The organism is Sulfuricurvum sp. (genome assembly GCF_028681615.1).
Taxonomy (GTDB): domain Bacteria; phylum Campylobacterota; class Campylobacteria; order Campylobacterales; family Sulfurimonadaceae; genus Sulfuricurvum.
The window spans coordinates 219,292-241,573 of record NZ_JAQUHV010000001.1 but is presented as its reverse complement, the minus strand read 5'-3'; the positions used below and the strand labels follow the sequence as shown (position 1 = coordinate 241,573).

Annotated in this window: 29 protein-coding genes; 14 read left to right on the top strand and 15 right to left on the bottom strand. The window is 43.7% G+C overall.

The annotated features are described in order from the left end of the window. Positions 1-43 precede the first annotated feature (43 nt). The 3 genes from PHE37_RS01305 to PHE37_RS01295 all read left to right on the top strand — a co-directional run bounded on the left by PHE37_RS01305 (position 44) and on the right by PHE37_RS01295 (position 3,054). Positions 44-1,150 carry a response regulator gene (locus tag PHE37_RS01305; RefSeq protein ID WP_299993583.1) on the top strand — a complete coding sequence of 369 codons (1,107 nt, stop codon included), beginning with the start codon at positions 44-46 and terminating at the stop codon, positions 1,148-1,150. A gap of 69 nt (positions 1,151-1,219) precedes the next feature. Then, a complete protein-coding gene (locus PHE37_RS01300; RefSeq protein ID WP_299993585.1) occupies positions 1,220-2,452 on the top strand; it encodes a glutamate-5-semialdehyde dehydrogenase in 1,233 nt (410 codons plus the stop codon). Then, a complete protein-coding gene (locus PHE37_RS01295; protein ID WP_299993586.1) occupies positions 2,449-3,054 on the top strand; it encodes an ATP-binding cassette domain-containing protein in 606 nt (201 codons plus the stop codon). The genes PHE37_RS01300 and PHE37_RS01295 overlap by 4 nt, the downstream gene beginning before the upstream one ends. Here PHE37_RS01295 and crcB read toward each other — a convergent pair. From crcB to PHE37_RS01245, 10 genes are all read right to left on the bottom strand, one after another. After that, on the bottom strand, positions 3,008-3,394 hold the full coding sequence (crcB, locus tag PHE37_RS01290) for a fluoride efflux transporter CrcB (RefSeq protein ID WP_299993587.1): 387 nt from the start codon (positions 3,392-3,394) through the stop codon (positions 3,008-3,010). The genes PHE37_RS01295 and crcB overlap by 47 nt on opposite strands. Next, entirely contained in the window at positions 3,363-3,995 is a 633-nt protein-coding gene (locus PHE37_RS01285) for a lysophospholipid acyltransferase family protein (RefSeq protein ID WP_299993589.1), read from the bottom strand. The genes crcB and PHE37_RS01285 overlap by 32 nt, the downstream gene beginning before the upstream one ends. Positions 3,996-4,038: 43 nt before the next feature. Further along, positions 4,039-5,190 (bottom strand): hypothetical protein, encoded by a 1,152-nt coding sequence (locus PHE37_RS01280; protein WP_299993590.1) that lies wholly within the window; start codon positions 5,188-5,190, stop codon positions 4,039-4,041. Continuing rightward, the gene (gene purQ, locus PHE37_RS01275; protein ID WP_299993591.1) at positions 5,187-5,861 is read right to left on the bottom strand and encodes a phosphoribosylformylglycinamidine synthase subunit PurQ; all 675 of its coding nucleotides are present in this window, start codon (positions 5,859-5,861) and stop codon (positions 5,187-5,189) included. Before purQ ends, PHE37_RS01280 begins: the two co-directional genes overlap by 4 nt. Then, positions 5,858-6,100, bottom strand: a complete 243-nt coding sequence (gene purS, locus PHE37_RS01270) for a phosphoribosylformylglycinamidine synthase subunit PurS (RefSeq protein WP_299993592.1) — start codon at positions 6,098-6,100, stop codon at positions 5,858-5,860. The genes purQ and purS overlap by 4 nt, the downstream gene beginning before the upstream one ends. 2 nt (positions 6,101-6,102) lie before the next feature. After that, on the bottom strand, positions 6,103-6,813 hold the full coding sequence (gene purC, locus PHE37_RS01265; protein ID WP_299993593.1) for a phosphoribosylaminoimidazolesuccinocarboxamide synthase: 711 nt from the start codon (positions 6,811-6,813) through the stop codon (positions 6,103-6,105). A 2-nt stretch (positions 6,814-6,815) separates the two neighbouring features. Then, entirely contained in the window at positions 6,816-8,138 is a 1,323-nt protein-coding gene (locus PHE37_RS01260; protein WP_299993594.1) for a S41 family peptidase, read from the bottom strand. A 64-nt stretch (positions 8,139-8,202) separates the two neighbouring features. Continuing rightward, positions 8,203-8,406: an RNA-binding S4 domain-containing protein gene (locus PHE37_RS01255; RefSeq protein WP_299993595.1), complete on the bottom strand. Its 204-nt coding sequence runs from the start codon at positions 8,404-8,406 to the stop codon at positions 8,203-8,205. A 98-nt stretch (positions 8,407-8,504) separates the two neighbouring features. Then, positions 8,505-8,777, bottom strand: coding sequence for an RNA-binding protein (locus tag PHE37_RS01250; protein ID WP_013459257.1), 273 nt, complete (start codon positions 8,775-8,777; stop codon positions 8,505-8,507). A gap of 203 nt (positions 8,778-8,980) precedes the next feature. After that, a complete protein-coding gene (locus tag PHE37_RS01245) occupies positions 8,981-11,080 on the bottom strand; it encodes a GGDEF and EAL domain-containing protein (protein ID WP_299993596.1) in 2,100 nt (699 codons plus the stop codon). Positions 11,081-11,212: 132 nt separating this feature from the next. Between PHE37_RS01245 and PHE37_RS01240 the strand changes: the two genes are divergently transcribed. Genes PHE37_RS01240 through PHE37_RS01225 form a run of 4 tightly spaced genes read left to right on the top strand, consistent with a single transcriptional unit; the run spans position 11,213 to position 14,196 of the window. Next, the gene (locus tag PHE37_RS01240) at positions 11,213-12,817 is read left to right on the top strand and encodes an ATP-binding cassette domain-containing protein (protein WP_299993597.1); all 1,605 of its coding nucleotides are present in this window, start codon (positions 11,213-11,215) and stop codon (positions 12,815-12,817) included. A 17-nt stretch (positions 12,818-12,834) separates the two neighbouring features. After that, a complete protein-coding gene (locus tag PHE37_RS01235; protein WP_299996524.1) occupies positions 12,835-13,668 on the top strand; it encodes a DUF5718 family protein in 834 nt (277 codons plus the stop codon). Then, positions 13,661-13,867, top strand: a complete 207-nt coding sequence (locus tag PHE37_RS01230; protein WP_299929052.1) for a DUF1653 domain-containing protein — start codon at positions 13,661-13,663, stop codon at positions 13,865-13,867. Before PHE37_RS01235 ends, PHE37_RS01230 begins: the two co-directional genes overlap by 8 nt. Further along, the gene (locus tag PHE37_RS01225; protein WP_299996521.1) at positions 13,864-14,196 is read left to right on the top strand and encodes a translation initiation factor; all 333 of its coding nucleotides are present in this window, start codon (positions 13,864-13,866) and stop codon (positions 14,194-14,196) included. Before PHE37_RS01230 ends, PHE37_RS01225 begins: the two co-directional genes overlap by 4 nt. On the opposite strand, the gene PHE37_RS01220 is transcribed toward PHE37_RS01225, so the two are convergent. Then, a complete protein-coding gene (locus PHE37_RS01220) occupies positions 14,197-15,405 on the bottom strand; it encodes a diguanylate cyclase (protein ID WP_299996518.1) in 1,209 nt (402 codons plus the stop codon). It lies immediately after the preceding gene. Positions 15,406-15,499: 94 nt separating this feature from the next. Between PHE37_RS01220 and PHE37_RS01215 the strand changes: the two genes are divergently transcribed. Further along, the gene (locus PHE37_RS01215) at positions 15,500-15,814 is read left to right on the top strand and encodes a hypothetical protein (protein ID WP_299996516.1); all 315 of its coding nucleotides are present in this window, start codon (positions 15,500-15,502) and stop codon (positions 15,812-15,814) included. 25 nt (positions 15,815-15,839) lie between these two features. Continuing rightward, complete coding sequence (locus PHE37_RS01210; RefSeq protein ID WP_299996513.1) at positions 15,840-16,229, top strand: hypothetical protein; 390 nt, start codon at positions 15,840-15,842, stop codon at positions 16,227-16,229. A 12-nt stretch (positions 16,230-16,241) separates the two neighbouring features. Here the strand turns inward: PHE37_RS01210 and PHE37_RS01205 are convergent, their stop codons facing one another. Next, a complete protein-coding gene (locus PHE37_RS01205; protein ID WP_299996510.1) occupies positions 16,242-16,643 on the bottom strand; it encodes a rhodanese-like domain-containing protein in 402 nt (133 codons plus the stop codon). 62 nt (positions 16,644-16,705) lie between these two features. Between PHE37_RS01205 and PHE37_RS01200 the strand changes: the two genes are divergently transcribed. Continuing rightward, positions 16,706-17,071 carry a hypothetical protein gene (locus PHE37_RS01200; protein ID WP_299996507.1) on the top strand — a complete coding sequence of 122 codons (366 nt, stop codon included), beginning with the start codon at positions 16,706-16,708 and terminating at the stop codon, positions 17,069-17,071. Here the strand turns inward: PHE37_RS01200 and PHE37_RS01195 are convergent. Both PHE37_RS01195 and PHE37_RS01190 read right to left on the bottom strand, forming a co-directional pair. Further along, complete coding sequence (locus PHE37_RS01195; protein ID WP_299996530.1) at positions 17,068-17,628, bottom strand: manganese efflux pump MntP family protein; 561 nt, start codon at positions 17,626-17,628, stop codon at positions 17,068-17,070. The two genes, PHE37_RS01200 and PHE37_RS01195, sit on opposite strands and share 4 nt — an antisense overlap. 27 nt (positions 17,629-17,655) lie before the next feature. Next, on the bottom strand, positions 17,656-18,627 hold the full coding sequence (locus PHE37_RS01190; protein WP_299996504.1) for an FAD:protein FMN transferase: 972 nt from the start codon (positions 18,625-18,627) through the stop codon (positions 17,656-17,658). A gap of 127 nt (positions 18,628-18,754) precedes the next feature. Here PHE37_RS01190 and PHE37_RS01185 point away from each other — a divergent pair, with 127 nt between their 5' ends. The 4 genes from PHE37_RS01185 to PHE37_RS01170 are packed head-to-tail and all read left to right on the top strand — an operon-like array spanning position 18,755 to position 21,518. Then, the gene (locus tag PHE37_RS01185) at positions 18,755-20,077 is read left to right on the top strand and encodes a porin (protein WP_299996502.1); all 1,323 of its coding nucleotides are present in this window, start codon (positions 18,755-18,757) and stop codon (positions 20,075-20,077) included. Continuing rightward, on the top strand, positions 20,074-20,589 hold the full coding sequence (locus tag PHE37_RS01180) for an FMN-binding protein (RefSeq protein WP_299996500.1): 516 nt from the start codon (positions 20,074-20,076) through the stop codon (positions 20,587-20,589). Before PHE37_RS01185 ends, PHE37_RS01180 begins: the two co-directional genes overlap by 4 nt. Continuing rightward, positions 20,586-21,065 (top strand): hypothetical protein, encoded by a 480-nt coding sequence (locus PHE37_RS01175; RefSeq protein ID WP_299996497.1) that lies wholly within the window; start codon positions 20,586-20,588, stop codon positions 21,063-21,065. The genes PHE37_RS01180 and PHE37_RS01175 overlap by 4 nt, the downstream gene beginning before the upstream one ends. Next, complete coding sequence (locus tag PHE37_RS01170) at positions 21,066-21,518, top strand: hypothetical protein (protein ID WP_299996495.1); 453 nt, start codon at positions 21,066-21,068, stop codon at positions 21,516-21,518. Here the strand turns inward: PHE37_RS01170 and PHE37_RS01165 are convergent. Continuing rightward, positions 21,490-22,233, bottom strand: coding sequence for a polysaccharide deacetylase family protein (locus PHE37_RS01165; RefSeq protein ID WP_300008107.1), 744 nt, complete (start codon positions 22,231-22,233; stop codon positions 21,490-21,492). The genes PHE37_RS01170 and PHE37_RS01165 overlap by 29 nt on opposite strands. Positions 22,234-22,282: the final 49 nt, after the last annotated feature.

Sequence of the window (22,282 nt, the reverse complement as noted above, 5' to 3'; positions counted from 1 at the left end):
AGTCGAGTTAATATTGTATGATTAAAGAAAAAAAGAGTATCTAATGGTGAATGAATTTCTACAAGAGATTTTAGCTATCGTAGTGGTAGCGGCAGGCTTTTTAGTTTTTTACTTTATTTTAAAAAGAAGATCAACCCCGCAAATTCCTAGTGAAGAACCGAAAAAACATGATAGAACGAAAGAATATGCCAATGATAAGATAGAGGCAGTTCCTGAGATAAAAGAAGAACCAAAAATAGAGCCGCTTCCGGAAATTTCCCTACCAGAAAAAGAAGAAGAGTTCAAAGTTATACCATCGGCTCATGAAGTCGTACCTGAAGATTTAACGTCCAGAAGAAAAAGTGACAAGACAATCCCGAAACGATCTGTTCCCGAACATGGAAAAATTACAAAACAAAATTTTTCTGAATTTGCGGGTGAGAGAATTATGGTTGCGGAAGATAACCCTATCAACCAAAAAGTTATTATGGGTCTTTTAGCCGGAAGCGGTATCGATATAGTCATGGCGAATGATGGTCAGGAAGCCCTGGATATACTAGAAAATGACACAAATTTTTTGATGATTTTAATGGATGCGCACATGCCGCGAGTGGATGGCTTCCAAGCAACACGCATTATTCGGGAAAATCCTAAGTACGATCATATCTTAGTCGTTGCGCTCAGTGGAGACACTGCATCGGATGACATACAAAAAATGAAAAATGCGGGAATGGCGGAGCAACTGGAAAAACCTTTGAGAATGGATTCCCTATATGACGTTCTCTATGCCTATACAGGTAAAGGAGCCGAGAAAAATGAGTCGGCAGAAGCGCATAGTAGAAAACCCCTAGATATTGAAAAAGGGCTTCAAACGTGTGGAGAAGATGAAGGTTTTTACCGTGAAATCTTAGCGGAGTTCATTACTGACTATGGCAATTCTTCTAATCAATTGGGAGAGTTTTTACGCTCTCACAATCTCCAAGCTGCCGATGCATTGCTTCTTGATATTATCGGTGTTACTGAAAACATCGGGGCGCATCCGCTCGCTGAGATTGCTTCGAATATGAAACTAGCACTCAGTGATAATCACGAACAGAGCTATTTTAGCCTTTACGATCAGTACAGAGCTCAACTGGATAGATTATTGCAAGATATTAGAGCGTATCTATAAAGAGAATTTTGAGCGGGGTATTGCATTAATCCGCATTTGTTATAATATCCCTATTAAAAGGGAACTATCATGGAACATTTTTTAGAAAAAGCCAAATCTGCAAGCCGTGTTTTGGCGACTATGAGCGGAAGCGAACGTAACCGGATCCTGCGAGAAATGGCGGAAGCACTTCGTGCAAATACGATGAACATCATCGAAGCCAATGCAATCGATATGCGCAATGCGCAAGAGAGTAATCTCGCTTCATCAATGAAAGAACGTCTGCTCTTGGACGAAAAACGGATCGAATCGATGGCCGTTGCGATCGAAGAGATTGCCGCACTCAAAGATCCGATCGGAAAAGTCATCGAGGGATGGGTCACCGAAGCAGGACTTAAAATCGAGAAAGTCAGTATCCCTATCGGGGTGATCGGTATCATCTATGAATCGCGTCCGAACGTTACGTCCGATACGGCAGCGCTGTGCTTTAAAACGTCCAACGGCTGTGTCCTCAAAGGGGGCAAAGAAGCGGAGCACTCCAATAAGATCATTGCCGATGTCATGCAGCAGGTTTTAACCCGTAATAATCTACCGCATGAATTGATCGCTCTTTTGCCGGATGCAACACGCGAAGGGGTAGCAAAACTGATCAAGATGGATAAGTACGTCGATTTGATCGTTCCTCGCGGCGGAGAGGCGTTGATCCGTTTTGTGAGCCAAAACGCCAGTGTTCCTGTTGTTAAACACGACAAAGGACTCTGCCATACCTATATCGATAAAGCGGCCAATATAGAGAATGCGATTGCGATTGCCCTTAACGCCAAAGTACAGCGCCCGGGCGTATGTAATTCGATGGAAACCCTGTTAGTCGATGAATCAATTGCGGTTGAGATTTTACCGGTCTTAAAAGATGCATTTGATCGGGCGCATACGGAATTAAAAGGGTGTGAACAGACACGAGAAATCATCAATGTTTCGACTGCGAGCGAAGAGGATTTTGATACGGAGTATTTGGCCAATATCCTTAATATCCGGGTAGTAGACGGAGTAGAGGGTGCAATCAGCCATATCATCCGTTTCGGTTCCGGTCACTCTGAGGCAATCATTACCGAAAACATTACGACGGCAGAGCGCTTTATGGATGCGATCGATGCAGCGTGTGTCTATGTCAATGCGTCTACCCGTTTTACCGACGGAGGCGCATTCGGCTTCGGTGCAGAAGTAGGGATCAGTACGAACAAACTTCATGCACGCGGACCGATGGGTGTAGAAGGTCTGACTACCTATAAATATAAAGTGTACGGAAAAGGTCAGATTCGTTGAACTCTGTATTAGATATAAAAAATATATCTTTTGGATATACAAAAGATATCCAAATATTTAATAATTTTTCCCTTTCACTCAAAGAAGGGGAGATCAAAGCGATTGTCGGCCCCAGCGGTGTCGGGAAATCGACCCTTTTTGAACTGATCCTGGGACACCGAAAACCCTCATCCGGGTCCATCCGATCCTCTACCTTTTCACAGGTGTTTCAAGACCCGTACAGCTCATTTCATCCTACCTATACGATACGCGAACAAATCCGCGAGGTGACATCGATGGAAGGGTATGAATCGTTGTTGGAAGAGATGGGGTTAGAAGAAGCACATTTGGATTCGCTTCCCCATAAGCTTTCAGGCGGACAATTACAGCGGTGTTCGATATTGCGGGCAGTGTTGATGAAACCGAAATTATTGCTGCTGGATGAGCCGACTTCCGCATTGGATAATCTCAATCAGCTCGATATCATGAAACTGATCGTGAAGGAAATCAAGGGGATGGGAGTATTATTGATCACCCATGACGGTGATTTGGCAGCTTGGTGTGCCGATGAGATTATTACCCTAGGTAATGTCGAAAGAGATAATATCCCCCTCCTGCCATAAGAACCGAACCGAAAAGATTCAGGGCCATATTGGCCGCAGCCAGTAGAATATTTCCTCCGCCGAGCAAGAAAACGGTTTCCATCGCAAATGTAGAATAGGTAGTGAGTCCACCCAACAAGCCGGTGGTTAGAAACGATTTCATATGGATGCTAAAGAATGTCGTATAGGCAAAATAGGCGAATAATACACCGATTAAAAAGCTTCCGATCAAGTTAACCGAGAGAGTACCGAATGGGAGAGTGTGGGGAAAATGGTGATTTACGACCCCGTTGATATAGGCTCGAAGAACTGCACCGATAAAGGCACCGCTACCGATAGCGAGGATGGTTTGCCAGCTCATCGTCATACGCCTTTTGCATTTTGATTTGGAGATTTTTAAGCCAATCCGGATCGCTTTTATCGGCTATGAAAGAATCCAGATAAATGGCGTGAATCGTTCCCGGATGGAAGTCTTTTCGTTTATTGCTGAAATGCCAGGCCGTTGCAATAAAAACAACCGGCTGAACTTTGAGGGCAAATTTGTCCGCTACCATTTTCGCCCCCGGCTTAAACGGTTTCATTTTTCCGGTTTCAGTACGGGTCCCTTCGGGAAATATGGTAATGACGCGCCCATGGTCGAGGCGGTCTTTGCAGTCTTTGATCAGTTTGACAAGAGCCGTTTTACTTTCACGCTCGAGAGCAATGTCTTTGGGTAAACGGAGTACGAGGCTGAAAAACGGGACTTTGAAGAGCTCTTTCTTAGCGACCCATGCCAGATTCTTAGGGGTGATTGTCTCCATGATACCGATGTCCAGCTCACTTTGGTGATTAATGAGGTACATTTGTACATCGGGATCGGGAGTTCCATGGACTTTGATCGGGGTAAAAATCAGTAAACGGATAAACCATGCACTGATTTTTTGCGCATAGGGTTTAGGGACGAAAGGGAATATCGTGATCATCAGCGTCATTCCCGAAAAGATGACTATGACCGCGTAAATCCATTTAATTCGAGCAAATATCACGCTTGTTAACCCATCCTACTTTATCGTTAGATAGGTGAATTTTAGTAAAATCACCCACCTCTTTTTCTGCTTCTAAATGTTCTTCCTGCGTCGTTGTTTCAAAAATGGTTCCGTTATTGATTGGAAGCAGATAAATCGATGCATCCTTTTTAATACAGATCGTTTGGTTCGGTAATAAGGCATAGACGATATAGAACATTGGGACGACGGAAGCGTACAAATACCCTTTTTGCCGTCTCCAGTAGAATAAACCGAAAAGGATAATACTGACAACGGATGCAGCACCTATTTTGAGTTCGGTATGAGCTGAATCGGTCGGTGAAAGATCGCTTTGTGTGGAAACGGTATCATCATCAACAATGATGGGAATCACAAGCGATTCAAAGCGTTGTTTTTTAAGATTGAAGAAAGAAAAATTGAGATTTTGCTCGGTGTTAGGGATAATCGCATAATAGGTCATTTGCGACTCGCCGACATTCGGAAGTTTAGATTCAAACCCTTGCTTGATGGCATTTGGGATCGTAAAATCACCGATGTTACATCGTGATGCTTTTACGGTGAAAATAACAACATTGCTTTCGCTGTTATACGGGGTAGTCTTATAGTTGATGATTTCAAATTTATCGGCCAAGACTTTTGCAAAGGTTGATGGCGGATTAAGAGGCGTTGCACTTAGCGACGTACCGACCAAAGTTTCAGAATTGGCACCGGTAGCGCTCAATGTTGCGGTAATATCCGGAAGTCGTATCGATGGTGACTGCACTAAAAAATAGAAAGTATCGTATACACCGTCTTCTTTGACGCTGCGGCGAGGAGTGTCGCTGAAAATACGTACTCCTTCTTCATTTTGCAATGTGTACTCAATATTTCCGGATGCGATGTCAACCGGAGTCAGTTTGACCGGTACGGCAATGATTTCACCGACGTAGGGATGTGTTGGAAGAGCATTGAATTGCAATTTAAGTGTGGAAGAGACACCTGAAAAGAGGGAACCTATTTCATTGTTTTGCTCAGTTGCAGGAGCCTGTGCCGCAGCAGTATCTTCTTGAGGCGTAGGATCTGTCAGTACGGATGGCTCGGACAGAGCAAACAGATATCCTGCAAAGAGAAAGAAAAGTATCAGCGTTTTCAAGCGTTTATAAACCCTTCAAGCATAGCTCGGCCGTCATCTGAACCCAAAAGAGATTCCATTGCACGCTCAGGATGCGGCATGAGACCGAAAACATTTTTTGCTTTGTTGCAAATTCCTGCAATACTGTCGACTGATCCGTTCGGATTATCTATATTCCCTGATGCGTCTGTGTATTGGAGCAATACCTGATGGTTGGCATAAAGCTCTTTTAAACCGTTTTCATCAATATAAAAATTTCCGTCATGATGGGCGATCGGAATATTGACGACTTGATTGACCGTACAATGACGAAGGAAATCATTGTCGTTATTGACCACTTTGAGGTGGTGATGACGGGAGATAAAATGGAGACCTTCATTACGTTTTAGTGCACCTGGAAGGAGCCCTGTTTCGGTAAGGACTTGAAAACCGTTACAGATACCAAGTACTTTTCCACCGTTATCAGCATACACTTTTAACGCTTTCATGATAGGAGACATTTTGGCGATCGCGCCGCTGCGAAGGTAATCACCGTAGCTGAAACCGCCGGCAACGACAACAAGATCGGTACCATCCGGAATCGTATCTTCTTTATGCCAAAGAATTTGTGTTTCGCATCCCAATGCGGCAAACGCATGCTGGGTATCGTATTCACAGTTTGTCCCCGGGAATTGAACAATACCTACTTTCATGCTTGAATCTCGATCTCGTAATCTTCGATAACCGTGTTGGCCAACAACTCTTCGCACATGTGGGCAACTTTCTCTTTTGCAACCGCTTCATCGCTCTCGTTCATTTCGATAATGATTTGTTTGCCGACGCGAACATCACTGACACTTCCGAAACCGTGGCCGCTAAGAGCATGATGTACTGCTTTGCCTTGAGAGTCAAGAACACCGTTTTTCAAAAATACATTTACTATTGCTTTCATCATTACCCCAATATTCGATTTAATACTTCTTCGTAGGCTACTTTAAGCCCGCCGAGACCTTGACGGAAACGGTCTTTATCCATTTTCTCACCTGTTGCTAAATCCCAAAAACGGCAGTTGTCCGGACTGATTTCATCTGCCAAGATAATTTTTCCGTCTTTGTCACGACCGAATTCAAGTTTGAAATCGACGAGATTGAGCCCTTTTTCATGGAAATAAGGGCGAAGGATAGAGTTGATTTCACGTGCCATAGCGCGGAGTTGATCCAATTCGGCTTCATTTTTGACAAGTCCGAGGATCAAACAATGCTGATCGTTCAGTTTCGGATCACCGAGTGCATCGTTTTTGTAATCAAATTCGACGAGGGTGAATGGGAGTACGGTTCCATCAGGAATACCAAGGTTTTTACTAAGACTTCCGGTCGCGATATTGCGCACGATTACTTCGATAAGGATAATATCCACTTTTTTACAGAGCATATTGTTGTCATCGAGCATCTCTACGAAATGAGACTCCACTCCGTTTGCGGCTAACATCTTGAACAGTTCGGTTGAGATCTTATTGTTCAGAGCACCTTTACCGGCTTCCTGATCTTTTTTAGCTCCGTTAAACGCCGTAAGATCATCTTTAAACTCGGCAATGACGAGATTCGGATCGTCTGTGGTAAAGAGGCGTTTAGCCTTGCCTTCATAGATGAGATCACGTTTTTCCATTGTTACTTTCCTTTGACTATGATAAGAGCTTTGATGATATCGACGCCCTCTTTGAGTTGAATGTCTTTATCCAACTGCTCAGGGGTGATAACGGTTTTATTGCTGGCATTTACTTCGGTTACATCGATCATACCGCCGTCTTTTTGGAGTTCGCTCTCCAGATGTTTTTTGAGATCGGATTCTTTAATGTTAAATTGGTTCTCATGTTTTTTCACTTCACCTGAAGCGACGACGATATCAGGGATAACGCCGACCGCTTGAATGGTACGTCCGCTCGGTAAGTAATAGCGGGCAATCGTGAGTTTGATCGCTTCGGTTTCGGTAATCGGCATTACGACTTGAACGGAGCCTTTACCGAATGTTTTTTCTCCGACCACAACACCGCGTTTGAGATCTTGGAGCGCTCCGCTGACGATTTCTGACGCACTGGCACTCCCTTCATTGACGAGAACAACGAGCGGCAAATCGGTAATTTTTGCACTTTTGGTTGCACTGTACGAGACATCGTCCGCTTTGTTACGCCCTTTTTGCGATACGATAACACCTTCACTGACGAATAAGTTGGTCAATTCAACCGCTTGATCCAAAAGACCTCCTGGATTATTCCGTAAATCCATAATGATTCCGTTACTGGTAGCGGCATTTTTCTTGATTGCCGTTCTCACATCCGCCGCTACTTTTTTATCAAAACTGGTAATTCGGATATAGAGGATATTGTTATCGATCTTACGGGTATAGACAGATTCGACGGTAATAATGTCACGGATGATATGAAATTTCAAAGGTTCCGCTTCACCTTTACGGACGATTGTGAGATCGATCGGCGTTTTAGGCTTTCCGCGCATGATACCGACCGCATCGTCAATGGTCATGCTTAGCGTAGATTTATCATTGATTTTTAGGATAATGTCACCCGCTTTAATACCGGCCTTATCGGCAGGAGTCCCTTCGATCGGTGCAATAACGGTAAGAGCGTTGTCACGCATACCGACAGTAATCCCTAGTCCGCCGAATTCACCGTCCGTTTGGCTTTTGAGGCTCTCATAGCTTTGTTTGTCCATATAGGTCGAGTGGGCATCAAGATTGGATAAAAGCCCTTGCAACGCTTTATCGATCAGCTGATCGATACTCAGCCCGTCGACATTGTATTGCTCAACGATTCCTAGAACCTTGGTGAATTTGGCTAACGACTGTAAGCGGGATGCTTCAACAGAGGGTTCGGTAACAACAGGAGCATCGCTTTTGGCTAAGAGCGTGGTGGAAAGAGCGACAGTTACGGCAACCGCACTGGCAAAGCCGACAACCATCATTTTGATATTTTTCATCTATATTTTTCCAAGCTTTTTGTATTACGTGATTATAGTCAAAAGTCGATTAATAAACAATGGATTAGATCACTTCGATAACCACATCACCGATTGTGATCGTCTCTCCCTTGGTGATTTTTGCCCGCTTACGGGTTTCACATTCACCGTTGCGGAATACATGTCCGTTTTCGATTAATACTTTGGCTTGTCCGCCGGTGTCGACGAGATCTAACAGTTTAATAAGTTTATGCAATTCGATGTAAGGCTCGGTGAGTGTATAGGTCATTGTGCATCTTTAAATAAGAGTTATAGAGAAATTGTTTTTGAGAAAAGGGAAATTGTATTAGAGTGGCATGAAAGCCCGTGAGGGCTTCATGGGAGTGATTACCAGCGGTCGCGTGGAGGGCGTGGTGCGCGTGGACGAGCTTCGTTTACACGAAGTGTACGTCCGCCGAAATCGTTACCTTCGAGGGCAGTGATCGCTTTGTCAGCTTCGTCTTTGTTCGCCATTTCAACGAAACCAAAACCGCGGAAACGGCCTGTTTCTTTATCATTTACGAATTTAACTGAACTAACTTCACCATATTGTCCGAAAAGATCTTTAAGATCGTTTTCGTCTTTGCCGTAGGGAATGTTCCCGACATAAATTTGTGTCACATTGTGCTCCGTGAAAAAATCGAACTATAACCAGCATAATCCTTGACACATTTTAACCATTACAATCTTATGGGAATGTTAAAAATAATTGTATTTCCGTTATTAATATCGTCACCGTGACATATCTTTACAAAAATGGGTTGAGCAGGTTCACTGTGCCAAAACAGGGTGTATCGCCTTACTCGCATATCTCACGTTTTGTCTTATAAGGGGAGGGGCGTAAAGTATGGATCGGAATTTTGAAGTTTTTGGAGGATAACGTTTCGCGGAAGTGGCCGTGAGAGGTGATATCCCTGAAGGGTGTCAATTTTATTCTGGATTAAAAAGTCAAAATGCTCACTCTCCTCGACCCCTTCAGCCGTAACACTCATCCCGAGCACATGGGCGAGATTCGACATGGCTTCGACAATATGGCGATTCGAATTGACCTCAAACAGGGTAAGGATAAACGATTTGTCAATTTTTAGAGTGTCGATTGGAAGCTGGGCTAAATAGGCAAAAGACGAATATCCGGTTCCGAAATCATCCAATGCAATCCGTACCCCTCCTTCTTTAAGCTTATTAAGCTGAACGGCGGCGATATCGATGTTTTCCATAACGGCACTTTCGGTAAGTTCAACTTTTAAAAAGGAGGGAGGAATATCTCGTTCTTTGAGATAGTCCAAAAGATCCTGGGCAAAATGCATTTGATGCAGCTGTTTGGATGAAATGTTGATTGCCACAAAAAACGGCTGTGAGCATAGCTGTCGTACTGAAGTGATAAAATCACAGGCTTGCCGTAATACCACTTCCCCGATTAGAAGAATATCCCCGTTGGTTTCGGCAACCGTAATAAAAATATCGGGAGAAACAAACCCTTCTGTCGGATGGGGCAGTCGCATAAGTGCTTCATACCCTTCCAAACGGAGCGTTTTGCTATCAATCAGCGGCTGAAAATAGAGTTCAAAAAGATTTTGTCTGAGTCCGTCACGGACCAACGATTCGATGTATAAAAAGTTATGGATAGCGCGCTGCATGGATGAATGATAATAAACAAATTGGTTTTTGCCTTTATTTTTGGCTTCGTACATGGCCGTATCGGCATGTTTGATCAAATCTTCCCCGTTTTGAGCATCTTGCGGGTAGAGGACGATTCCGATAGAAGTGGAGAGAAAAAAGTCGATCTCTTTGACCCGGAAAGGGCGTTTGAACATTTGAATCATACGCTCGGCAAACATGTTAACGTGTGAGATGTCGGTATCTTGGAGTAAAACGACAAATTCATCCCCTCCGAAACGGGCACAAAAGTCATGTTCTCCCGCAGTTGCGAGAATACGGCGGCTCACTTCGATTAAGATCTTGTCGCCGACTTCATGCCCCATCGTGTCATTAATGTTTTTAAAATTATCCAAATCCAAAAAAAGCAGGGCAAAAGGGGTCGAAGACGAGTGCTCGAAACGGTTTTCAAGCTGGAGTTTTAATTTGGCACGGTTGGGAAGGAGTGTAAGCGGGTCATGATAGGCTAAAAATGCAATCTCGTCGCTTTGTGTTTTTGATGAGGTGATATCGGAGGTGATACCGATAAAGAGTTTGAGTGTCGGATGATGATGAATACGGCTGTTAAGCCATCGCGATTCACCGTCATTACGGAGAATTCGAAACCGAATTTCTTGCGATTGTCCGGGGCGAAGTGTTTCAAAAAACATTTTAACCAATTCGCGGTCATCGGGATATATCTGTTGTTGCCAGAGAGAAGGATCGGCTAAAAACGTCTCTTTGGTAAAGCCGAAAACTCCTTCTACGGCATTGTTGACATAGCGAAGTGAGAGGGTCTGATTATCAATGTACCAGATCACTTCGTCGATACTGCCCAAAATCTCTTCAAGTTCCTGATTTTTGGAATTGAGCAGCGTTGAGAGTTCGTGAGCCTGATATTCTATGAGTTCTTTAGAGAGGCGTAACTCTTTATTCAGACGATTTATATCGGAGAGGTTGCGAATGTTTACAAAGAAACGGATGTGCTCATTATGGCGAATCATCCGTACGCTTTTGATCGCCTGGATGATTCTTCCGTCACTATGAAGAAAGTCGGTTTCGGCATCAAGGGATTTCCCCTCGTTCATGACTTTTGCAATGCATGCCGTGAAAACATCAATATCTGCTAAAAGGCTTAATATATTGAGACCTAAGAGAATATCGTTTTCATACCCTACCATCTCGGAAAATGCTTCGTTGGCGAAGAGGATTACCCCTCGTTCATCAACCATTAAAATTCCCTCCGGAAGATAATTTAGTACATCGTAAAGAGGGGCTTCGGTTTGCATTGAATCCTAAACGTGATTATTTTGTGATATTATAATTTGTTATGGTTTAAATTTTCCTTTGATTCTATGTTAGGAAAGCATAATCAGAATTTGGATATAATCGCGAAATTTTAGTATATAAAGAGTTTTGCAATGGTACAAGTCACGAAATTAACAATGCGTTTCGGAAGTCGGATTTTGTTTGAAGGGATCAACCTCAAACTCGACCGCAACAAACGTTACGGTCTCATCGGAGCCAACGGCGCCGGAAAAACAACATTTCTCAAAATTCTCAGCGGTGAGATCAAAGAGTACGAGGGGGATATCTCCATCGAACCGGGTCTCAAAGTGGGTGTTTTGGGACAAAATCAGTTCGCGTTTGAAGATTTTACGATTGCAGATGCGGTTTTATGGGGTAATAAACGCTTGTATGATGCGATCAAAGAGAAAGAGCATCTTTATGCAACGGGAGATTTTGAAGACGACAAAGTCAACGATCGACTGGCTGAACTGGAAATGATCTGTGTGGAAGAAGATCCGACCTACGAATACGATGTCCAGATCGCGAAAATTCTCGAAAACGTCGGAATTCCGGCTGAGCATCATAACGATTTGATGTCGACTCTTCCGTCGTCGGAAAAATTTAAAGTACTTCTTGCACAGGTTCTGTATCCGAAACCGGACGTTTTGTTCCTCGATGAGCCGACGAATAACCTCGATATCGATACGATCGGATGGTTGGAACACGAGCTTCAACGCCACGAGGGGACCATGGTCGTCATCTCGCATGACCGTCACTTTATCAATGCCGTTGTGACCAATATCCTCGACGTCGATTTCCAAAAAATCCGCGAATTTACCGGAAACTATGACGATTGGTATCTCGCATCCACCGTTATGGCGAACCAAGCGCAGTTGGAACGGGATAAAAAACTCAAAGAAAAAGAGCAGCTTGAAGCGTTTGTACGTCGTTTCTCGGCGAATGCATCTAAAGCAAAACAGGCGACTTCACGTCAAAAACAACTTGATAAACTTACGATTGATGACATCAAGCCATCTTCCCGCCGTGACCCGAGTATCGTTTTTAAAGCGAAACGCCAAATGGGGGACGAAGCACTTGATGTGCTTGATGTATCACACAGCTACGGGGATTTGAACGTATTGCACAACATCAATCTTAAAATCGTTCCGGGTGAGAAAATTGCCGTGATCGGGGCCAACGGTGTCGGAAAATCAACTTTGCTCAAAATCATCATGGAAGAGATCAAGCCGACTAGCGGCAGTGTCAAATGGGGGGCTACGATCGAACCGACTTATTTCCCGCAAGATACGGCTGACCGTATCAAAGGAAGCGAGACGCTGTACGATTGGCTCCGCGCATTTGATCCGAAACGTGAGATCTCGGAAATCCGTAACTGTTTGGGACGTATGCTTTTCAACGGCGAACAGCAGGAGAAAAGTATCGAGAAAATCAGCGGGGGTGAAAAACACCGTATGATGCTATCAAAAATGATGCTGGAGGGGGGAAATTTCCTCGTTCTTGATGAACCGACCAACCATCTCGACCTCGAAGCGATTATCGCATTGGGTGAGGCGTTGTACGAATTTGAAGGCAACGTAATCTGTGTGAGCCATGACCGTGAGTTGCTCGATGCATTTGCCGGACGTGTTATCGAACTCCATGCCGACGGAAGTTATACCGATTTCAAAGGTACGTATGAAGAGTTTGCCGAAGCGAAAGCAAGCGGAAGTTTATAAATTAAACGGAGGGATGGATGAAAGAGTATAAAAACTTTATCGGATTAGGGGTAGCGGGCAATTTTGCTCTCCATCTCGAACAAGCCGGTGAGAGTGCCGATTTTAAAGATATTCTAACCGAAGACCCAAACGGTCCGAAAGGAATCTTCCCTTTCTATATCCCAGAACGTGAAGGCCAACTCGGTATTTACCCGATCAGTGCCGATACGATTACCCTCCCGAATGAAGAGTGCAATGTTCAACCTGAACCTGAAGTAGCACTTATTTGCGATCTTGATTACGATGGTGAGGGGAATGTAACCGCTATTACGCCGAAGTTTTTCGGTGCGTATAACGACTGTTCTCTCCGCATCGAGGGGGCTGGAAAAATCAGCCAGAAGAAAAATTGGGGTGCTTCGTCCAAAGGGCTCTCTTCTACCCTTATTCCGATTGATACGTTTGATAAAGGCGGATTGATGGATACCTATCGTATCGCTTCATTTTTACGACGGGACGGGATGCTGATGCGCTACGGCGAAGATGTCGAATTGCCGGGATACAGTTTCTTTTACGGAAAATTGCTGGAGTGGATGAAAAATCAGATCAATTCCCAAGCTGATTTCGGTCCGCTGGAACCGATCAGCGGTTATCTCAAAGAGGCCGGGAATCCTAAGAACGCTATTATCAGTATCGGTGCGACCCGCTATACCCGTTTCGGTGAGAAAAACTTTCTCCAAGAGGGAGATGAGGTGATTGTCGTGGTGTATGATAATGCACGATACTGTACCAACCCTATCCTATCGATGGCGAATCGAAATGCTTTTGAAGCTGAGGGGATCAGCGCATTGGTACAAAAGGTAATCCGTGCTTAAACCTGGACTCTACCGCCATTACAAAGGGAAGCATTACGAGGTGATCGGTGTTGCAAAGCACTCTGAAACATCCGAGAGTCTCGTTGTGTACCGCCCATTGTACGGTGAACGCGGTTTATGGGTGCGACCGCTCGAAATGTTTATCGAAATTCTCCCCAACGGCATGAAACGCTTTGAATACTGCGGAGAGATCCAGTGAGCCGTGGAACGAAACTCTCTCTGGACCTCGGCGCCTCATGGGCCGAGGGGTGGAGTATGGAAGAGGAAAAAACGTCTCAAACACTCACGATTCTGGAACCTTCCGCTCACCGTCTTGTATTCCAAAAAGAGAAGCGTAAAGGGAAAGTGGTGACACTCGTGGGTCCTTTCAGTTTATGCGAAGAAGATGCCCAAAAGACGCTGTCATCGCTTAAAAAGTCACTTGCCTGCGGCGGTACATACAAAGAGGGATGGATGGAGTTTCAGGGCGAAATTGCTCCAAAAGTACGTGAAAACCTCGAAAAACTCTCCTTTAAATTCAAAAAATAATTATAACTTATTACCAAACACCACTTGATTGCGTCCCCGCTCTTTTGCCGCGTAGAGGTTGGTATCTGCCGCGTGGATCAATGCATCATCACCCATAAGAGCCGTCGGAACGATACAGATACCTCCGATGGAAACACTCAGCGTCGGCAAAATTTTTGACCCTTTATGCTCTATTTTTAATTTCTCAATATTCGAGCGCAATCTCTCCCCCATAATATGGGCATTTTTACAATTGATATCGGTGAGGATAATACCGAATTCTTCCCCGCCGAGACGAAACGGATAGTCTCCCGGACGCTGGAAGGTCGCTTTGAGTGTTTTTGCAACTGCCTGAAGTGCCTGGTCACCTTGCAGATGGCCATAGGTATCGTTGTACTGTTTGAAAAAATCGATGTCGAGCATCATAAATACAAAAGGTTTTGATGCACGCAAAGCCCGTTTGAACTCCCGCTCATACACGACATTAAAATAGCGTCGGTTATAAAGGGAGGTGAGTGAATCGGTGTAGGAAGCCTGCTCAAGTTTGAGGTTGAGATGCTTTAGGGTTTCGGTTGTGGAGATGAGTTGGTGCTGCTGCCATTCGATTCGGGCAAAAATTTTCCATGCCAACCCCATCACCAGTACTAAAATAACTCCCAAAAACAGAATTAACTGCATCAGGGCATTTTCATATCGTGCCATCAGTTCCAAATGTTCATAGCGTGCAGAGGCATTTTCATACGTGATCAATTGGCGGATCGTTTCGTGGATGGAATGGAGATTTTCGTTTAATGTACTTAACGAAATCGGATGTGAATGTTTCGGATCAAGCATGATGGAACGGATCTGGGTAAAGTAGCCTCCTATGAGGTCCATCTGCGATTCGGTGTAATCGACATAAGGCATCTCTTCGGGACGTTTGGGATAGGAGAGATAGTTTGACCAGCCCTGCTGTATTTTTTCCAATCCGTTGGAGATTTTTTGTGCCGCGTCATCGTCGCTGATAAGATGATTGTTCCAGCGATAGACGGTTATGGTTAAATCGTTTTCATAGGCATCATTGATAGAAGCGAGTTCGCTTAAAGGGACAAGGGAACCGTAATAGAGGGTGTCCATATGCCGTTTGATATTTTTAATATTGAAATATCCGATCAATCCTACAACACTCAGCCCAAATCCGACCAGTAACAATAAGTAAAGCAGTTTGGATTTTAGTTTGAGCGATTCCACGGTTTGGCTTAATCTTTTGTATTTGGATAAATAATCTAAGCAACTCCTATACCAAAAGCCAATACAATCACATATCATAGTCGGGGGGTAGACAATGGCGAAACGTCTTATTAAAGATGAGCGGATTAAAACAATTGTCCATAACATTGCCGAAGACTTTCGTTTTTCACATGAAACAGGGGATTATGCTCTTTTGTTTTATAAAGTAGATACGGAAGGTGCGGTCCGCGGAAGCGATATCGATCTTATGATCGAATATCTCTCAACAGGGCTGAGCGAACTTCAGGACAATATCCAGTGGCGCAGAGAATTTTTAAGTGAGAATCCCGGAGTCGATGAGATGCGCATGTTGGAAAATTTGGGTGTGATCGAAAAAGAGTATATCGATTTACTCGAATTTTTACGTTAAGAATAAATTGAAAAAGGTTGAAAGCATGAAATTAAAATATTTAGTTGTTAGCAGTATGATCGCTGTTACAACGCTTGGCGCAAATGACAGTTTTAACAGTGAATTCAGTCATTTTGTCGGCGGAGCGGTCATGGCAGGGGGGATTACGGCGGTTGTTGACCGATATTATCCGGCACATCGATCCGATAGAGGGATGATCGGTTTTGGGGTGAGCAGTATTGTGATAGCAGCTGAACAAGGTATCGAGTATGCCCTTCATGGTAATGGACGCAGTCAATTACTAGATACGGCTTCGCATATTGCCGGTTCAGCGTTGGGTGCCTATGTTACAGACCAGTATATCTTATCTCCGGTCGTCCAAAACTCGGCAAGTGAAGGGAAGTATATCGGATTGAATCTCCAACATACTTTCTAAGGCTATCTGATCTTATTTCGCTGCTTTATAGGGTTCAAGCGGGAGCTTTTTACTGATAGCGTATTGGATTCCTCCAGCCAAATCGATAACGTTGTATCCTAACTGGTTTCCTAAATACGTCCCTAACACTTTGCTGCGGCTGCCGCTGTTGCAGATAACGGCAAAGCGTTCATTTTTTTTGACTTTTGTATTCAGTTCCGCTAAAAATCCGTTGATATCGTAATCCCCTTTTTCATTGAAAAACATAATAGGGATTGATCCTTTGACCAAGCCTGTGGTTTTCCATTCTTCAGGTGTACGGATATCTATGATTTTGATTTTGGAGTCGATTAGTTTTTGATCGATCGGTTGACGAATGTAATCGGCCATCAACGTGGTGGCAAACAGCATAAGGGCAATCAGTAAAATACGCATTCTAAATCCTCTTGAGGGTATAATGGCGGTATTGTATCGCTGAATGATTAATATGAGGGTTTATGGGGACATCTAAAACAGAAAATTCAAAACGGCTTCGGTATATTCGTCTGTTGGGACGATTTATCAGCGGAATACTTTCCTTTTTGGCAAAAAGCGAAAACCCGACCAAAGAGCAGTACGATCAGAAAGTCGATATGAATTTTCGGTTTCTGGAAAAAAATGAGGCGGTGACGCTTTATAAAGATGAATATACCGAACTCGAAGCGTTGGGGCAAAAAATACTCGATTTTCGAGCCAGTGATGTTGATATCAAGACGATCAAAGAAGAGCTGTTTTATGCCCAAAATCAGCTGGAAAAACGGGTGAATGCCCGCCGCTATAAGAAATCAAAACATGATAATCATGCCAAGGACGGTTGGGATTAAAGTATCCCCAAATGTTCCAGCAGGATTTTGCATCCCAATCCGATCAGCATCAGTCCCCCCAGCATCTCCGCTTTACTCTCTAACAATGAACCTAGTTTTTTCCCGATATAAACTGCCGCGACACAGAGGATAAAGGTGACAAGCCCGATGACTCCCGCTGCCGTAAAAATATCCGTTTGTAAAAATGCGAACGTTACCCCGATCGCCATGGCATCGATGCTGGTTGCAACAGCCAGAGAAATAAGGGTTTTATTCGAGAGATCGGTTACCTCCTCGTCAAACTCGTTTTTATACGCTTCATAGAGCATTTTAGCCCCAAGCCCTACCAGGAGAATAAAGGCAATCCAATGATCGAACGCCTGGACGTACTCGGCAAAACTGATTCCGATAAAATATCCAGCAATCGGCATGGCTGCCTGAAAAAATCCGAAAACGCCGGAAACAAAAAGGGCGCTGGAGAGTAACAGCTCTTTGTATTTAGAACCGATCGCAATCGAGACAGCGACGGAGTCCATTGCCAAGGCAACAGCGAGGAGAAGAAGTGTTTCCATAAAAATTCCGCAAATAAAGTGCGGAATTATAACTCAAAGAACATTTTTATTGATTTCTGCCGTATCCGGAGTGGATGTGACAGTAACAAAAGTGATAGAAACACCCTGCGGCATGGCACTTTTGAGTATCGTGCCATTATTGTGAATCAATACATAGCCTATATTGAGTTTTTGTAACATCGCGATGGCTTTCTTTTCTTTCATTATGGACACGGCAGTCGCAAGGGCATCTATTCGCGTATTGTCTCCACTGTCAATCAACGTAACCGATGCATAAGAGTGTTCCGATTGCCCAGTTTTTGGGTCGAGTAGGTGATTATTGGATTTGTTTTTAATATAACGCTCGTAATTTCCGCTGGTACTCACGGCAAATCGAGGCAACGTGGATCGGATGGTCGCAATATGGGCATTTGGATGGAAAGGGTCTTGAATCTCAATCTTACAGTCGCCTAAACAGCCGATATCACCTGATGCAGCTACAATTGCTTTTGAAACATCATTTTTTTGGAGTTCATCTATCGCTAAATCGACTGCGTATCCTTTGCCGATTCCCCCTAAATCGATGATGGTTCCGGGGAGGGTTTTGACATCATTCTCTTCAATCCTAAGTCTGTAGGATCCGACAAGCTTTTCTGATTTTTGGAGAAGCTCTTTTGAAGGGAGATGTTCGTCATCGTATCCAAAACGATAGGCTCCATGCGTTAATGAACCGACTGTAATATCAAATGCACCGTCACTGATATGATTCATTTCAAGGGATCGCTCCAAAATTTTCCGTGTTATGTTGGAAGCGTTTAACTTATATTCACGATTAAGACGTGAAATTTCTGAATCGTTTTTATACGTCGAAAGGCGATTATCCAACTCTGTAAACAAATCAAAAACAGTGTCACTGAGATTTTGATCGTCTACGTCAATGCTGATGAGAGTCCCCATATGTACTTGGGTACGAGGTGCAGCGTAGAGGATGGAAAGGGATAATAAGAGTACAAATAGTGTTTTCATCTTAGAAGTTTACCAAGAATTCTCAAAAAATATACAAATATTGATACCTATTTTCATTATTAATATTATTTTTAGGTTTATGCTCTATACTTTCGCTATTAATAATCACTATCAAAAAGGTTGTCGTATGAAAAAACTCCTCTTGAGTTCTGCAGCTGCGTTGGTTCTAGCCAACACTCTGTCTGCGGATGAAATTTCTGATCTCAAAGTTCAGTTGAAAGCGCTTACGGAGCGACTAGAGTCTCTTGAAATGAATTCTAAAAAACAGGCGGAACAAACTAATGCCCTCGCTGATGAAGTAATCAATGCCCAAAACGCCACTTCATTCAGTACAGTGGACATGACAAAAACCGAAGCAGGGCTGGGTGCGGCGGCTTCCAAAGTTTATTATTCTAAGAATCCGCTCTCTATAGGCGGCTATGGCGAGATGTATTATTCGCATCAAAACCATACCGGTACGGATACATCCGAAGTGTATAGATTTGTCCCCTATATCGGGTATAAGTTCAGTGACAACATTATCTTGAATTCTGAAATCGAATTTGAACACGGTGGGCAAGAAGTTTCTGTAGAACAACTTTATCTTGATTTTTTAATCGATCCAGCCTTTAATGTTCGTTTAGGACATCAAGTCGTCCCTATGGGATTAATCAATCTGAATCATGAGCCGGTATTATTTAATACGGTTGCACGTCCTGATGTTGAACAATATCTTATCCCCTCAACGTGGCATGAAACGGGATTGACGGTATATGGAAAAACCGATACTTTTAATTATGCGGCAGGAGCCATTGTTGCACTCGATATGGGTCTTGCCAACCATGATGGAACACCGGAAGCCGATACTTTCGGAAAAAGCTGGATTCGTGATGCGCGACGCGGAGGAAATGAATCCAACAATGAAACATCCAATATCGGCGGAGTCGCACGGCTTGATTATGTCGGAATGAACGGATTGCTCATTGGAACAAGTCTATATGCGGGTAAAGCAGGGCCTTCTACCAATGGGCAAGCGGAAGGGATCATGACGATCGCCGACATACATGCTCAGTACCAATATGAAGGATTCAAAATAAAAGGGCTCTATACGCAATCGCATCTCAGTAAAGCCGATTCCTATCTCGGTGATCACCAAGGAGTCATTGCCACGGTACATCCGGAATCAGCGCGTGGCGGGTATGTCAATATGGAATATAATATCTTGCCGTACTTAACACAGGCAAGTACGCGGTTACCGATTTTCTTCCAGTATGAAAACTATAATCTTGCAACATCGCTTACGGATGGGACTTCATTTGGAAATACTGAGAGTTTTACGTACGGTTTAAATTACTTTCCTCATGAGCAAGTTGTCCTAAAAGGGGAATATAAATTACGGCATAATAAGAATGGTATTGATACCAATGAAAATGAAGGGATTTACTCCTTCGGATTAGGATTCATATTTTGATTAAAATCGTTCTTTTTCTAATCGCTCTTAGTACTCTTAGTTTCGCCCAGGTATTGGGCGATCCTCTTGTTCTCACACAACGGACCTTTAATGCCAAAAGTGTTGATACGCAAAACATCATTTTAACAGATGCACAGATGACACAGCTTTCACAGGCATCTATGCAAAAAATCGATACCAAACTCTATCGGATTTATCTCGCAAAAAACGGGGAAAAAACAGTTGGCTATGGTGTGCTGATGAATAAAAAAGTACGGACTAAAACGGCTATTGCCCTCTATCTTATCGATCTCGGCGGTAAAATAAAATCGATTGAGATCGTCGCTTTCAATGAACCTATTGAGTATCTTCCAAGCAAGACATGGTTAGACGTATTCGATAATAAAAGCAGTGCCAATACGCTCAAACTCAATCAGGACATTCCCACTACGACAGGGGCTACTTTGTCCGCCCGTGCCATTACCGATGGGGCACGGATCGCATTGGAACTATTGGAGATCGTGAAACCATGAAGTTTATTGCGTCAAAAAAACTCTCTAATAATGTAACGTTACGTGCCGTTATGTTATGGATGTTGATTGCTATAATACTCGCTATGGGGCTTAGTCTAAGCGCTAAAAGCATTGATTTCGGTTTGACACCTGATAAATGGGTTACTACCGTTTTGGGGAATGAATCAGAATTTGTCGACCCTTTGCTCTTTAGTGATTTACTGCTAAAGATTCATACCGATCTCTTTGGGCTTATTATTACGTTTATTATAATAGCAGCACTCTATGTACGTACTTCACGGACGACGCGGACAAAAATGACCCTTTTTTCGCTCCTTCTCATAACATTATTAAGCTATCCTATCGGATTGCTCGCATCATCTGTATTCGGAGGTATATCCGTTATCATCGCATTGAGCTCTTTTATCCTCTTTCACACTGTGATTATTCTCATGTCGACGGATCTGTTTATTGCACTTATTCGGAGACGCCTCTAAATGAATCAACGTCTATTTACCCTCTTGGCATTAGGTTTTGGCGCCCTTTTGGTTCTGCAAGCGGCATTGGGAGGATGGCTCTTTTTTTACAATATCGGAATCTCCCCGCATGAGATTACAGCCCACTATGCCCATAAATCATTTCACGGATTAGTCGAAGTGCTTTTACCGCATACGCTTTTCATTGGGATCGCACTTATGGTTGTGCTCCATTTTTTTTCCTTTATTGATGTAATCTCATCAAATACCAGAACACGTTTTACCCATTTCCTCTTCACTCTTTATGTTTTCGATCAGCTGAGTGTGGTCCCTATTATGATGGGATATGAGATGTTCGCCATAGTAAAACTTGTCGCATTTATCGGGTTCGAGTTGACGCTTGCGTGGCTGTGGATCTGGATATTTAAAATAACACTGATACAACTCAGGGGATACGCTCCAAGCGGTCTTTGACATCGCTGAGGCGGACGAAAGTAAAACCTTCCGCTTTGAGTTTGGAAATCCCCTCCATTACCCCTTCGCGTGTCCCGCTTTCGGGATGATTCATGTGGAAAATAACGATGTCGCCGGCATGGGCGCTCTCCAGCTGCTGCGCTACTTTGGGTGCGCTAAAGGTGGCCCCCGCATCTCCCAAAACACTGAATCCTACGATCTCGACTCCGTTTTGATGCGCGATCGCAACCGCCTGTTCATCATAATAAGCGGTACCGGATCGGAAAAAACGAGGGCGTTTTCCGGTGAGTTTTTCGATCAAGTCACCGTTACCGTTGATTTCATGTGCGACCTCTTCGGGCGAAGCGGTACCGGGAATATTGTAAACGCTTTTACCGTTGACGGAGAGAGGATGATGTGCCGTACCGTGGTTGGCGATTTCAAACAGAGGGTTTGCCGCCAAACGCTCAAAAATTTCGGGGTTGCTTTGAATCCATCGGGAGTTAATGAATAACGTGGCGTGAATACGGTTTTCGCTCAAAAAGTCGATAAGCCCCGCATCAAATTGTGAACTTTTCACACTTCCTCCGCATGCATCGAAGGTAAGGGCAATCTCTTTTTTATCGGTATGGAATTTTGTGGTTACCCCACTAACGTTTTCCCCCCATTCTTTCGGCTCATCGGCACTAAGCGAAAGGGTTGCTGCGAACAGGAAAAGAAGAAACACTTTTATCATCGATCTGACCTTTAATTTAAAGGGATGATTGTAGCGCAGAAGCTGAAAA

Coding starts and splice junctions, on each gene's coding strand:
- PHE37_RS01240 (WP_299993597.1), top strand. CDS start 11,213: ATGGTACAAGTCACGAAATTAACAATGCGTTTCGGAAGTCGGATTTTG.
- PHE37_RS01165 (WP_300008107.1), bottom strand. CDS start 22,233: ATGATAAAAGTGTTTCTTCTTTTCCTGTTCGCAGCAACCCTTTCGCTT.
- PHE37_RS01260 (WP_299993594.1), bottom strand. CDS start 8,138: ATGAAAAATATCAAAATGATGGTTGTCGGCTTTGCCAGTGCGGTTGCC.
- purC (WP_299993593.1), bottom strand. CDS start 6,813: ATGGAAAAACGTGATCTCATCTATGAAGGCAAGGCTAAACGCCTCTTT.
- PHE37_RS01200 (WP_299996507.1), top strand. CDS start 16,706: ATGGGGACATCTAAAACAGAAAATTCAAAACGGCTTCGGTATATTCGT.
- PHE37_RS01255 (WP_299993595.1), bottom strand. CDS start 8,406: ATGACCTATACACTCACCGAGCCTTACATCGAATTGCATAAACTTATT.
- purQ (WP_299993591.1), bottom strand. CDS start 5,861: ATGAAAGTAGGTATTGTTCAATTCCCGGGGACAAACTGTGAATACGAT.
- PHE37_RS01170 (WP_299996495.1), top strand. CDS start 21,066: ATGAATCAACGTCTATTTACCCTCTTGGCATTAGGTTTTGGCGCCCTT.
- PHE37_RS01190 (WP_299996504.1), bottom strand. CDS start 18,627: ATGAAAACACTATTTGTACTCTTATTATCCCTTTCCATCCTCTACGCT.
- PHE37_RS01235 (WP_299996524.1), top strand. CDS start 12,835: ATGAAAGAGTATAAAAACTTTATCGGATTAGGGGTAGCGGGCAATTTT.
- PHE37_RS01300 (WP_299993585.1), top strand. CDS start 1,220: ATGGAACATTTTTTAGAAAAAGCCAAATCTGCAAGCCGTGTTTTGGCG.
- PHE37_RS01185 (WP_299996502.1), top strand. CDS start 18,755: ATGAAAAAACTCCTCTTGAGTTCTGCAGCTGCGTTGGTTCTAGCCAAC.
- purS (WP_299993592.1), bottom strand. CDS start 6,100: ATGAAAGCAATAGTAAATGTATTTTTGAAAAACGGTGTTCTTGACTCT.
- PHE37_RS01305 (WP_299993583.1), top strand. CDS start 44: ATGGTGAATGAATTTCTACAAGAGATTTTAGCTATCGTAGTGGTAGCG.
- PHE37_RS01245 (WP_299993596.1), bottom strand. CDS start 11,080: ATGCAAACCGAAGCCCCTCTTTACGATGTACTAAATTATCTTCCGGAG.
- PHE37_RS01285 (WP_299993589.1), bottom strand. CDS start 3,995: ATGATCACGATATTCCCTTTCGTCCCTAAACCCTATGCGCAAAAAATC.
- PHE37_RS01205 (WP_299996510.1), bottom strand. CDS start 16,643: ATGCGTATTTTACTGATTGCCCTTATGCTGTTTGCCACCACGTTGATG.
- PHE37_RS01215 (WP_299996516.1), top strand. CDS start 15,500: ATGGCGAAACGTCTTATTAAAGATGAGCGGATTAAAACAATTGTCCAT.
- crcB (WP_299993587.1), bottom strand. CDS start 3,394: ATGAGCTGGCAAACCATCCTCGCTATCGGTAGCGGTGCCTTTATCGGT.
- PHE37_RS01175 (WP_299996497.1), top strand. CDS start 20,586: ATGAAGTTTATTGCGTCAAAAAAACTCTCTAATAATGTAACGTTACGT.
- PHE37_RS01210 (WP_299996513.1), top strand. CDS start 15,840: ATGAAATTAAAATATTTAGTTGTTAGCAGTATGATCGCTGTTACAACG.